Origin of the sequence: Tahibacter sp. (assembly GCF_032229445.1) — a bacterium.
Lineage (GTDB): Bacteria > Pseudomonadota > Gammaproteobacteria > Xanthomonadales > Rhodanobacteraceae > Tahibacter.
In genome coordinates this window covers 54,160-67,054 of record NZ_JAVTWC010000002.1, presented here as the reverse complement: position 1 = coordinate 67,054, position 12,895 = coordinate 54,160, and the positions used below count along the sequence as shown (strand labels likewise).

General features: G+C 66.1%; 8 protein-coding genes. 6 read left to right on the top strand and 2 right to left on the bottom strand.

Annotated features, from left to right (window positions below):
- Positions 1-242: 242 nt before the first annotated feature.
- Positions 243-1,634: a DegQ family serine endoprotease gene (locus tag RUU78_RS00310; RefSeq protein ID WP_313912583.1), complete on the bottom strand. Its 1,392-nt coding sequence runs from the start codon at positions 1,632-1,634 to the stop codon at positions 243-245.
- Positions 1,635-2,035: 401 nt separating this feature from the next.
- Between RUU78_RS00310 and RUU78_RS00305 the strand changes: the two genes are divergently transcribed.
- The 6 genes from RUU78_RS00305 to RUU78_RS00280 all read left to right on the top strand — a co-directional run bounded on the left by RUU78_RS00305 (position 2,036) and on the right by RUU78_RS00280 (position 11,708).
- Entirely contained in the window at positions 2,036-5,251 is a 3,216-nt protein-coding gene (locus RUU78_RS00305; protein WP_313912582.1) for an LAGLIDADG family homing endonuclease, read from the top strand.
- A gap of 78 nt (positions 5,252-5,329) precedes the next feature.
- A complete protein-coding gene (locus tag RUU78_RS00300; protein ID WP_313912581.1) occupies positions 5,330-5,932 on the top strand; it encodes a hypothetical protein in 603 nt (200 codons plus the stop codon).
- A gap of 423 nt (positions 5,933-6,355) precedes the next feature.
- Positions 6,356-7,138, top strand: a complete 783-nt coding sequence (locus RUU78_RS00295; RefSeq protein ID WP_313912580.1) for an NrdJb — start codon at positions 6,356-6,358, stop codon at positions 7,136-7,138.
- Positions 7,139-7,432: 294 nt separating this feature from the next.
- On the top strand, positions 7,433-8,023 hold the full coding sequence (locus RUU78_RS00290) for an ECF-type sigma factor (protein ID WP_313912579.1): 591 nt from the start codon (positions 7,433-7,435) through the stop codon (positions 8,021-8,023).
- A complete protein-coding gene (locus RUU78_RS00285; RefSeq protein WP_313912578.1) occupies positions 8,020-10,668 on the top strand; it encodes a serine/threonine-protein kinase in 2,649 nt (882 codons plus the stop codon). The genes RUU78_RS00290 and RUU78_RS00285 overlap by 4 nt, the downstream gene beginning before the upstream one ends.
- A 218-nt stretch (positions 10,669-10,886) precedes the next feature.
- Complete coding sequence (locus RUU78_RS00280) at positions 10,887-11,708, top strand: hypothetical protein (protein ID WP_313912577.1); 822 nt, start codon at positions 10,887-10,889, stop codon at positions 11,706-11,708.
- A 248-nt stretch (positions 11,709-11,956) separates the two neighbouring features.
- Here the strand turns inward: RUU78_RS00280 and RUU78_RS00275 are convergent, their stop codons facing one another.
- Positions 11,957-12,760: a hypothetical protein gene (locus RUU78_RS00275; RefSeq protein WP_313912576.1), complete on the bottom strand. Its 804-nt coding sequence runs from the start codon at positions 12,758-12,760 to the stop codon at positions 11,957-11,959.
- Positions 12,761-12,895 lie beyond the last annotated feature (135 nt).

The following is a 12,895-nucleotide window of genomic DNA, read 5'->3' as shown; positions in this document are numbered from 1 at the left end:
CCGACAAAGTGCTGAATCGCCGCACGATACCACGCGGTCCGGGGCGCCGCCGTGGCCGCGCCCATCATCGGAGGAAGGAGTGTAGAGAACTGAGAAATGAGTGCTGATTCACTGGCTCTCTTTACTCGCACTTTTCTCGCGCCTGTGCGGCCGAGTGATGCTCTGGGCCAAGAGAGTGGGCCGGCGTGCCAAACGAAAGCGCTGTTTCCCGGCTGCCCACTCTTTCCTCGCCCATCGCTGCTTCATTCGCACATGACGAAGAACGCGTTCTGTCCGCGCACCACGGTCAGCAGCAGCTGGCGCGGCTGGCGTTTGCTCAGCGCTTTCAAATCTTCCACATTGCGGATGTCGACCTGGTTCAGCGCGACGACGACGTCGCCACTGCGCAGGTTGTTGGATTCGGCGCGGCTGCCGCTGGCGACACGCGCGATGGCGACGCCGCGCAGACCCTGCTGGCGCTGACGTTCGCCGAGTTCGACGAACTGCGCGCCGCCGAGGCGCGGATCGAGGATCTGGCCTTCGGCGCTGGCCGCGTCGCGGCCGGTCAGCTTCGTGGTCGCGGTGATCTCGCGGCCGTCGCGCAGCACCTTGAGTTCAATGTCGCTGCCGATCGGCAGCAGGCCTTCGGCGTTGTGCAGGTCCTGCTCGTTGTTGACCGGCTTGCCGTTGACGCCGACGACCACGTCACCGGGTCGCAGGCCCGCGGTCTCCGCGGCCGAGTCGGCCTGCACGCGCGTGACCACGGCGCCGCGTCCCGCGTCGACGCCGAGCATCTGCGCGATATCCGGCGTGAGGTTCTGCGTCTCCATGCCGAGCGAGCCGCGCTTGACTGTGCCGGTCCTGATCAGCTGCTGCATGACGTCGCCGGCCAGCGTCGAGGGAATCGCGAAGCCGATGCCGACGTTGCCGCCGGACGGAGAGAAGATCGCGGTGTTGATGCCGACGAGCTCGCCGTTGAGATTGACCAGCGCGCCGCCGGAATTGCCCGGGTTGATCGAGGCGTCGGTCTGGATGAAGTTCTGGTAGCCCAGGCCGCGCAGGCCGGAGCGGCCCAGCGCCGAGACGATGCCCGAGGTCACCGTCTGGTTGAGTCCGAACGGATTGCCGATCGCGACGACGAAATCGCCGACACGCAGCCGGGTCGAGTCGGCCAGGCTGACGGCCTTGAGATTGTCGGCGGGGATCTGGATCACGGCCACATCGGTGTCGGGATCGGTGCCGACCAGCTTGGCCTTCAGCGTGCGGCCGTCGCTCAGGGTTGCGCTGATGTCGTCGGCGCCCTGCACGACATGGTTGTTCGTCAGCACGTAGCCCTTGGCCGCATCGACGATGACGCCGGAGCCCAGCGACTGCTCGACGCGCTCCTGCGGCATGTTCGGCACGCCGAAGAAGCGGCGGAAGAAGGGGTCGTCGAGCAGCGGATCGCGCACACGCGTCCGCGTCCTGGAGGAAATGTTCACTACCGCCGGCGTCACGCGTTCGATCATCGGGGCCAGGGTGGGCAACGCCTGGCCGTCGATCATCGCGGGCAGCGCGGCCTGGGCCGGCCGGTTCAAGGACATCACGAGACCGCCCCCCGCACCCAGGCCGAGCGCGATGGCGGAAACGAGGACGAGACGGGTCAAGGGGGACATGGAAGCTCCACGGAAAAGGATCGTGACATGGACAGTCGGGTAGGGCCGCGGGTTTCCGCTTTCAACAGGATTTCCGAGGCGGACGGGACAGTCGTGAGCAACTGCAAACTCGCTACAGAAGTCGCGCTGTTCATGATGCGTTTCACGCTCTCGCGATTGACACCACGTGGGGGCGGGCGTAGGTTTACGGCCGCTCGCAATCACAAGATGTTGTGCCTGGTCACCGGGGGGTAGCCCCAGAATTTGGGGTCAATCAGGCACTGCCGCAGCGGTCTCACGCCGCAGGAACCGCACGGGAATATGCCGTGTGGTCGCGGCAGCCGTACCGTGGCCGCACCGGTTGCGAGCGTCCGCACCGATACGTTCGGGCCGGAAAAGGATTCGGGAGGACGAGAGCAACTATGAGTACGGTGCGCCTTGAAGAGCTCGCGCGTGGCGCGGTCAACATTCCCCTGCAGCCGGCGTCGCAGGACATCTGGGACAAGAAATACCGTCTCAAGACCAAGCAGGGCGATCCGGTAGACCTGTCGATCGACCACAGCTACCAGCGCATCGCCAAGGCGCTCGCCGATGTGGAGACGTCGGCGGAAAAGCAGCGCTACTGGAATGAACGCTTTCTCTGGGCACTGCGTCGCGGCGCGATTCCGGCCGGCCGCGTCACTTCCAATGCCGGCGCGCTCGAACACAAGCCGGCCACGTCCACGATCAACTGCACCGTCTCGGGCACGATCGAGGACTCGATGGACGGCATCCTGCAGAAAGTGCACGAGGCCGGACTGACTCTCAAGGCCGGCTGCGGCATCGGCTACGAGTTCTCGACGCTGCGCCCGCGCGGTGCCTACGTGTCGGGTGCCGGCGCGTATACGTCCGGGCCGATGTCCTTCATGGATATCTACGACAAGATGTGTTTCACCGTGTCCTCGGCCGGCGGCCGCCGCGGCGCGCAGATGGGCACGTTCGACGTCAGTCATCCGGACGTCAAGGACTTCATCCGCGCCAAGCGCGAAGACGGCCGCCTGCGCCAGTTCAATCTGAGCCTGCTGATCACCGACGATTTCATGCAGGCCGTGCACACTGATGCCGACTGGCCGCTCGTGTTCCCGGTCAACATCAAGGAAAAGGACGAGGTCGATCTGGCCGATACCGCCCAGGTGATCTGGCGCGACTGGCCGACCACGACGAACTACGTCACGCGCGACGACGGCCTCGTCGCGTGCAAGGTCTATGGCCACATCCGTGCGCGGCACCTGTGGGACATGATCATGGTCTCGACGTATGACTACGCCGAGCCCGGCTTCATCCTGGTCGACCGCGTCAACGAGATGAACAACAACTGGTGGTGCGAGAACATCCGCGCGACCAATCCCTGCGTCACTGCCGACACCTGGGTGCAGACCTCGGAAGGTCCGCGCCAGGTCGAGGAATTGATCGGTCGGCCGTTCCAGGCGCGCGTCGATGGCGTCGACCACGCCAGCGGTAACGAGGGCTTCTTCCTGACTGCGCACAAGCCGGTCGTGGCGCTGCGTACGCGCGAAGGTCATGCGCTGCGGCTGACGGCGGATCACCGCGTGCGGCGCGTGACTGAAATGGGGGTGGATCGGGTCCAGACGGATTGGGTGGCCGCTGGCGAGTTACAGAAAGGAGCTCGGGTTCTTCTCAACAACCATGCAGCCGGTAGGGAGTGGCCGGGACGACTGACCGTAGATGAGGGCTATTTGCTCGGTTTGCTGGTCGCGCGCGGAAGATTGCAGGAATGCAGCGCTCTTCTCACCGCACCGATCGAGCGTGTCGCTGTCGCGAATGGACGTCTCGACATCGCAAATCTTGGCATCCACTTCATCAGCGACAAGGCTCTTCAGCTTGTACAGAGCATGGAGGGGGAGGCCGCGCCTAATGAGTGGGAACTAGACAGCGTTGCCGAATGGCACCTTGAGTCGTCCTCGTTGCTGAGACTGGCTCGCTCGGTTGGGATGGTGGATGGCCGCCCAGGGGTGACGCATCAGGTCGAAAGAGCTTCCAGCGCTGCGTACAGCGGGTTCCTCGCTGGCATGTTCGATCTGCAAGGAAAGATCGGTACCGGTCGCGTAGGCGCGCCGCTTGTTCGTCTGATGGACGATCGTGAGGAAGTCCTAGGAGCTGTCCAGCGCATGCTCCTTCGGGTTGGCGTTACTTCGAATACCGTGATCGACGCTGAGAAGAACCTCTGCCTCCAGATTCTCGACTCGTCGGTCGATCAATTCTCGCGCGTGATCGGATTCTCCGACCCCAGCGCTCAAAAGGAGTTGGAAAGCCGTATCGCTGACCACGTTATGAGCAGGCAGGCTGATTTCTGGGCCACCGTCGCCAGCGTCGAACCTGCCGGCGAAGAGCCCGTCTACGACGTGCAGGTCCCCGGCATCAACACCTTCGACGCCAACGGCCTGCACGCGCATAACTGCGGTGAACAGCCGCTGCCGCCCTATGGCAGCTGCCTGCTCGGCTCGATCAACCTGACCGTGTTCGTGCGTGATCCGTTCGGACCCAAGGCGCGCTTCGACTGGGACGAATACCGCGAGGTCGTGCGGGTGTTCACGCGCATGCTCGACAACGTCGTCGAGATCAACGGCCTGCCGCTGGAACAGCAGCGCAACGAGATCCTGTCCAAGCGCCGCCACGGCATGGGCTATCTCGGCCTGGGCTCGACCATCACGATGCTCAAGCTGCGCTACGGTTCGAAAGAGGCCTGCGCCTTCACTGAGGACGTCAGCCGCGAGATGGCGCTGGCGGGCTGGGAAGTCGGCCTTGCGCTCGCACAGGAAAAAGGACCGGCGCCCGCGCTGGCACAGGACCACGCGGTCACCGCGGCCATGCTGCGGCTGCGTCCGGAGATGGCGCGCGACGGCTGGACGATCGGCGACCGCATTCCAGGCCGCGTGCTGCACGCGCGCTACAGCCGCTACATGCAGCGCGTCGCCGAGGTCGCACCGGCACTGGTCGACGCGCTGGCCGAGCACGGCTCGCGCTTCACCCATCATTCCTCGATTGCGCCGACCGGCACGATCTCGCTGTCGCTGGCCAACAACGCCTCCAACGGCATCGAGCCTTCGTTCGCGCACCACTACTCGCGCAACGTGATCCGCGAGGGCAAGAAGAGCAAGGAAAAGGTCGAGGTGTTCAGCTTCGAGCTGCTCGCCTACCGCGAACTCATCAACGCCAGGGCCATGCCGTTCTCGGACAAGCCCGACGAGAAGCTGCCCGAGTATTTCGTCGCGGCCGACGACATCAGCCCGACCGAACACGTCGACATCCAGGCCGCGGCGCAGAAGTGGATCGACTCATCGATCTCCAAGACCGCCAACGTGCCGACCGACTATCCGTACGAAGACTTCAAGAACATCTACACCTACGCGCATGCGCAGGGCCTCAAGGGCTGCACCACGTTCCGCTTCAACCCGGCCGCGTTCCAGGGCGTGCTGGTCAAGGAATCGGACCTGGAGAACACCATCTACCGCTTCGAACTCGACGACGGCAGCATCGTGGAGGTGAAGGGCAACGAGCAGATCGAGTACGACGGCGAGACCCACTCGGCGGCCAATCTGTTCGACGCGCTCAAAGAGGGTTACTACGGCAAGTTTTGAGTGGGCGCGGAATGGAGTAATGTCCACTCCGCAACACCCATCGTCTGACCCAACCCGTACGAGGAGCTGGAGGGTTCTATGCATACCGTAGGTGAAACACTGAGCAACGCAATCGACGCGGTCAAAGAGACCGCGCAGAACGTCGGCGAAGCCGTCGCCGAAAAAACCGAAGCCGCCGTCGCGAGCGTCAGCGCGGCCGCGTCGGATGCGAAGGAAGCCGTGACCAAGCGCGCCAAGGCCGCCGTCAAGAAGGTCAAGGAAGTGAAGGACGCGGCGCAGGAAACCGTCATGAGCGCCGTGGCAAAAGCGCGCAAGGCAGTGACCAAGCCGGCGACGAAGAAGGCCGCGAAGAAAGTAGCCAAGAAGGCAACCGGCGCGAAGAAGGCGGCCACGAAGGTCGTCGCCAAGGCCAGCAAGAAGGTCGCGGCAACGAAGACCGCGGCAAAGAAAGTCGCCAAGAAAGTCGCCAAGAAAGTAGCGGCGAAGAAGGCCCCGGCGAAGCAGGCCCCGGCCAGGAAGGCCGCGGGCAAGAAGGTCGTGAAGAAGGCGGCCGTCAAGAAGGCACCGGCAAGCAAGGCACCGGCAAGCAAGGCATCCGCCAAGAAGGCGCCGGCAAAGAAAGTCGCCGCCAGGAAAGCACCGGCGAAGAAGGCAGCGAAGAAGGCAGCCAAGCGCCGTTGAGGTAACCAGGCCTCCGTCCGCACCAACCCTGGATAAGGGGGCCGGACGGAGGTGATGCCGCGATGGCGAGGCTGCGTCGCGGTATTTACTGGCGGTGTGAAAGTGCGCCGGACCGGCGGTCCGCTGCAGCGCTCAGGCGCAGCGGCTGACCGGAATCCGCCGCTTCCGCATCAACGCAAGACCCACTGCCAAGTACGCGCGGCAACGCGCCACAGCCTTGTTTCCCCTCCGCGTCGGTACGCCGGCGCGGAGATCCTTTCGGTGCTGCGGCGGTCAGTTCCGGAAGCCTCGTTTGAGTCCGGCGCCGCGATGCGCGCCGGCAGCGCGCACGAGTCCGTGCGCGCAGTGCACCACGGCAGCGGCGTACCGGCCTCAGGACGCGGCGGCTCATACAGCAGAGGCGCGTGCAGGCGGAACAGCAACATGACGATCAAGATCAGCAAGAAGATCAAGGGCTACAGCGTCGAGAAGCCAAGTGACAAGGCGGCGCAGGTCACCACCACCCTGGCGCCCGTCGTCGTCGCGCCGGAAGCGCCGACGGCCCTGGTCATCCAGATGCACGAAAAGGTGGAGCGCCCCGACACGCTGATCGGCGCCACCTACAAGATCAAGTCGCCGCTGTTCGAGCACGCGCTGTACGTGACCATCAACGATATCGTGCTGAACCAGGGCACGGCGCACGAACTGCGCCGACCGTTCGAGATCTTCATCAACTCGAAGAACATGGACCACTTCCAGTGGATCGTGGCGCTGACGCGCATCATGTCGGCCGTGTTCCGCAAGGGTGGCGACGTGACCTTCCTCGTCGAAGAACTCAAGGCCGTGTTCGATCCGCGCGGCGGCTACTTCAAGGCCGGCGGCGTGTACATGCCGTCGATCGTCGCCGAACTCGGCGCGGTCATCGAGCAGCACCTGAAGATGATCGGCATGATCCACGACCCCGACCTCAGCCCCGAACAGCGCGCGCTGATCGCCGAAAAGCGCGCGGCCTACGAACAGGGCACAAAAAAAAAGCCTGACCTGAGCGACGCACGCGAGACCAGCAGCCCTGGCGATGTCGCCGCAGCGACGAGCGCACGCGAGCCTGCAGGATCCAGTGCCTTTCCGCCCGGCGCGACGCTGTGCCAGAAGTGCAACACCGTTGCGAGCATCCTCATGGACGGCTGCGCGACGTGCCTGAATTGCGGGTACTCGAAGTGCGGGTGAGGTAGCAGTAACCGGCGCGTTGCCTCTCGCGCCTGCTGGCCCATCCGGCAAACTGCTTCGCGAGCGGTGATCTGGAAACGGCTGCGGCGTTTCGCATGATCCACTTCGGGTCAATCTGCAGAGTCGTCGACCCGCGCCAGCCCTTCGCCGTAAACCTTGGGGGACGCGCCGCATACGCGCGTCTATACTGGTCCGGATCGGGTGATCGACTGTACGTCAGCGGGACGGCTGGGCCGTCGCTGGCGCGCGCCGGCATTTCCCGGCGCCCTTCGCCGCCTTGACTGCGCCTCGCTAATGGCCGATCCCTCCGCCGACTCTGCCGCCGATATCTCGCAACTGCTGCAGCGCTGGAAACAGGGCGACCGGGCGGCCGAGGATGCGCTGTTCGCCGCCGTGTATCCACTGCTGCGCGCCGTGGCGGCGCGCAGCCGGCGGCTCGACGGCGCGCTGACCCTGCAGACCACCGAACTCGTCAGCGAAGCCTACCTGCGGCTGCTGCCGCAGCAGCGCATGGACTGGCAGAATCGTGCGCATTTCTGCGCGATCGCGGCGCACGTAATGAGGCGGCTCATCAGCAACCATGTACGCGACCGCCAGGCGCGCAAGCGCGGCGGCCCGGCCGCACAGCGCGTCGACGGCGACGTGCTCGATCATCTGGTCGGCGACGACGAGCAGCGCCTGCTGCAGTGGCTCAGTCTCGACGACGCGCTGGAGGCGCTGGATCGCGTCGACCCGCAGGCCGCGCGCGCCGTCGAACTGCGCCACATCGCCGGGCTCGATGCCGGGCAGTCGGCCGAGGCACTCGGTGTGTCGCTCGCGACGGAGGGTCGGCTCTGGCGTTTCGCCCGCACGTTCCTCGAGATGCGGCTCGGCGGCCCGGTATGAGCGCCGGCATCGCGTCGTCCACGCTGTCGGAGCTGTTCGCGACCTTGCTCGACGCGCCACCGTCGGAGCGCGAGCAGCACCTCGCACAGTGCGATTCCGATACCGCGCGCCTGTTGCGGCAGATGCTCGCCGTCGCCGCGCGCGAGCCGCGTGCGTTGCCCGAACCGCCGCTGCAGGTGCTGCACGACGTGCTGCTGCTCGATGACGGATATCGCCTCGGCAGCTTCGAGCTGCAGGGGCTCATCGGTCGCGGCGGCATGGGCCAGGTGTACCGCGGCCGGCGGCTCGGCGATGTCGAACAGCACGCCGCGATCAAGGTGCAGGATCCGCTGCGCATCGACGCCGACACGGCGCGCCGCTTCCGTCTCGAACGCCAGATGCTCGCGCGACTCGAGCACCCGGCGATCGCGCGTCTGATCGAAAGCGGCGAAGACGCGCGCGGTCGCGCCTATTACGCGATGGAATGGATCGACGGCGTGCCGATCGACCGCTGGTGTGACGAGCAGCACCTGGATCCGCGCGCCCGCGTCGCGCTGTTCCTGCGCCTTTGTGACGGGGTGGACTACGCGCACCGCCACCTCGTGGTCCATCGTGACCTCAAGGCCGGCAACGTGCTGATCACGCGCGACGGCCAGCCCCGGCTACTCGATTTCGGCATCGCCAAGGCGCTGGTCGCTGCCGCGACGGTTGTCGATGGAGCAGCCATCGATGGGCCGGGTGTGAATGGACAAGACGCTGACGCGACGACGACGCAGGCGCGCTATTTTTCGCCGAGCCATGCGGCGCCCGAGCAGGTGCGCGGCGAGGCGATCAGTGTTGCCTGCGACGTCTACGCCCTTGGCGTGATGCTCTATCAGCTGGTCTGCGGACTGCGTCCGTACGAGCTCGACGGATTGTCGGCCGTCGACATCGAGCAGCGCATCTGCGAGGTCGTGCCGCCGGCGCCGAGCGAGCGGTTCGCGCAGGCGCGCCGCGAGGATGCCGCCGCCGCCGCGGTGATCGCGCAGCGCCGTGCGCTGCGGCCCGACGCGCTGCAGCGCCTGTTGCGCGGCGATCTCGACCGCATCGTGCAGCACGCGTTGCGCAAGCGGCCCGCTGAACGCTACGCGAGCGTCGCGGCACTGCAGGCTGATCTGCAGAATTGGCTCGATCGCCGGCCGGTGCGCGCACGCGGCATGGGCCGCTGGTATCGCACGCGGCGATTCATCGCACGGCATCGCGTCGCGGTGGGTTTTGCCGCGCTGCTCGTGGTCGCCGTCGCGGGCTTCGTCGCGTTGCTGTTGCAGCAGGCGGCCGAGCTGCGGCACGAGCGTGATCGCGTCGCCGCGCAACTGCTGCGCACTGAGCACGAGAAGCGCAATGCGGAGCAGGTCATGCGCTTTCTCGAGCAGACCTTTGCGCAGGCCGATCCGTCCTCGGCGCTGGGCCGCAAACTGGCGGTCGACGATGTGCTCGACACCGCCGTGCGCACGCTCGGCTACGCCGATGTCGAAACGCCTGAATTGCGCCAGCGCATGCAACTCGTGCTGGTGCGTCTCATGCTCGGGCTGCAGCGCTACGACGACGCGCGCCGGCTGCTCGCGCTGCCGGGCGCGGCGGCCGATGCAGCCGTTGCGCAGGAACGCCTGCGGCTGCGCGCCGAAGCCGAGATCGGCGCGGGCGATCCGCGCGCCGCGGTGGAACTCAGCGCGCAGGCGCTCGCCGCGCTCGCGTCCGATGCCGACGCGGCGACGCAGGCGCGCACCTGGCTGATGCGCGCCCGCGCGCTGCGCAACAGCGAGCCGCAGCAGGCGCTGGCGGCGCTGGAGCAGGCCGACGCAGCACTGCGGCGCGGCGGCATCGTCGACCACGAATTCCTCGCCCCGATGCAGCGCCTGCGCGCGCGTCTGCTCGCCGCGCTCGGACGCGAAGACGAAGTCGCTGCCGTCCTCGATGCGCTGCTCGCCGTGCAGCGCGCGCAGTTGCCGGCGCATCATCCCAGCCTGCTCGAAACGCTGCGGCTGCTCGCCGTCGAGGCCAGCCGTCGGGGCGATGCGGTCGGTGCCGCGCGTCATGCCGACGAACAGCTGCGATCGGCCGAATACGTGTTCGGTCCGGACAGTCTGCGCGTCGTCCATGCGCTGAACCTGCGCGGCAACCTGCGCAGCGAACGCGGCGACGCGGAGGGCGCCATGGCCGACTATCGACGCTGCATCGGGATCCTGCAGCAGCGCGTCGGCGACAGCCATCCGCACCTCGCGCAGACCTGGTACAACCTCGGCGAGACGCAGCGACTGCTCGCGGCGGATGCAATCGCCGCGGAGCACAGCTATCGCCGCGCGCTCGCCATCTCGCGGTCGCTGATCCCCGGACCGACCAGGGGCCAGGCGCTGTTTCGCGTCGGCCTCGGCGCTGCGCTCAGCGATCAGCGTCGCTGGGACGAGGCTGAGCGCGAGTTCGGCGTAGCGCTCGAACTCGACACCCAGCGCGGCATGCTCTACGCGCTGGCGCTGAGCGAACTCGCCGTCATGGATCTGCGGCGTGGCCGGACGGCGGCGTCGACGCGGCGCTGGGCGGAAGCCGCGCCGGTCCTGCGCCGCGAAGTACCGGCGCACGACCCGCAGCGACAGCGCGTTGAGCGCATCCTGGGTCAATCCGGGAGTTAGTGACCTGCAACAGAAGAATCGGAAGCGTTCCGCTCGGTCTGGTCGCGCAGCGCTTGCTGCTCACTCGGCTCATGGCTTTGGCTATGGGCCTCGCTCCGCAATGGCGTCCTGACCGTCCACTCCTTCGCGATGCGGCTTCCGCTTCTTGTGTTGCAGACCACCCGCGCGGCGGCCGATTGGCCGCGCGATCCGCATACTCTTCAACTCCAGGGAATTTCATGAAGACCACGCTTCGCTTTTCGTTGTCCGGGCTCGTGCTGTTGCCGGTGGTCGCCGGCGCCGTGCCCTGTCAGTTCGGCTGCCGCGATCCGGAAGGTTGCGATGGCGCGCCCTTGGCAACGGCGGCCACCGCGAGCGCCTCGGTGATTCCGTACAGCCTGCACAACCTGCTGCCCGGCAAGCAGCGGCTCGATCTGCAGGCACCCTCGCGACCGCCACTGCTCGGCGGCGGTGCGCACAATCCGATCGTCATCTACGGCACCTGCGACGACCTCAACGTGGCTCCCGGACTCGGCGACGACGCCGCTGCCTACCTGGAGCGTGACACCAGCAGTGTCGCGCTGTTGCGGCACCGCCTCGACGTGAATGCGAGGGCCTACATCGGCAACGCGGATCCAGTCTCAGGCACGCGCGGCTGGTGGCCCGGCATCGTCAGCTGGATCATCCCGATGGCGTCGGGCCAGACGGCGGAGCTGCGCATCGACTACAGCAGCTATCGTTCCGGCTACAGCTGGTCGCACTACGGTACTCAGCTTCGCGTGATGCTCGATGGCGTGGAGCAGGACTTCGCGTTGCTGGGGTCAGACCAGTTCGCGATCGAGTTGAACTGGACGCCCGAAGGCGAGGCGGTTGTACTCATTGCCGATCTCGACCGCAGTGGAGACGCGCTCGCATCCGCAACGACGGCGATTCCGGTTGTCGGCGCCGCTACGGAATTCTTTCGGCCGCTGAGGGTATTGGTCGGTCGCAACGGCAGCGACGAATTTCCCTGGTCATACGGAGTCCTCGAGATTTCGTCGGAGCTGAGCTACGCGGATTGAACGAACGCGTCGTACGCGGTGCGGTGAGGCGGGCGAGGGGGCGTAGTAGGGATTTCGGAAAACCGCCAGATGGCGGTTTTCCGAGTCGGCGAGTCCGGCACAGTTCAGGACCGCCTTCGCCGATCAAGCGCGGACATGCTCGATCGCGCGCGGCGCATCTCATCCGAATACGTGTTCGCCAACTGAGTGACCGTGGCCGGGCGAAAGGCCGTGAGTCCCTTCGCCCGGCCGGCCAACCTGTTTCGCGATCAGTAGTACGTGGGGCAGGCGGGATCTGAGTGCTGGGCGATCACGTTGATCGATGGACCGCAATAGTTCGGAAAGAACAGGTACTGGCTCGGCGATATGACTTCGACGGAACCAGTCGCGCGCAGGCAGTAGTTCCAGGCCAGGCCCGTGTTGGCGTACGCGTCGCGGGGGCTCACCGTATTGTTGGTGGAGTCGTGGTGGACGTAGTCGTCGACGCGGCCGTACAGCCCACCGGCGAAGTTCGGCTGCGCCGCCGTTGCGTACAGGTCGATGACCGCATGCCATCCGCCCGAGGGCACCGTGCCTGCCGATGTAACCGTGGCCCTCGATCGGGCGAAGCCGCTGGTCATCTGCGGTGCCGCCATCGCAAGCAGCGCGACGTTGAAGCCACACTGCGAAGTGCTGCGTCTATCCTCGTCGTAACCGAAGCCCTTCGCGCCCTCATCGGTCAATGCGCCCAAGCGCCGCGACAATTGTTCTGCGCGACGCTGCAGCTGTTCGCGGTCGCCGGCCTGCTTGGCTGAACCGTCGCCGTTGCGAGACAGGTACTCCAGTTGCGAATTCGCTTCGCGAAGGTTTGCACGCACTGCCGCGACGCCAAAATTGACTTCATAGCGCGTGTCGCCGTGCTCGACGCGGTACTGGCCCTTGCCTACCTTCTGTGCGTGGTCGCCGAACATCGCGACGAACTCGGCTTCGCTGCCGAAGCTCTGCGCCACGGGCGCTGCCGTTTCGGTCTGATGATCGGCAGCAAGCGCCGCCGTGGTAAGGCCGGCAAGCAGCGCAGCGGTCAGAAAGCTCATGCGAATACTCATGCTGTATCTCTCCTGGATTGGGTTGCGGATCAATGCCCGCAACACTCAACTCACGGATTGGCACCAACAGCACTCAACACGCACGCACGACGGGTGCACATCAGCCCGAGTCGGCTGCCGGAA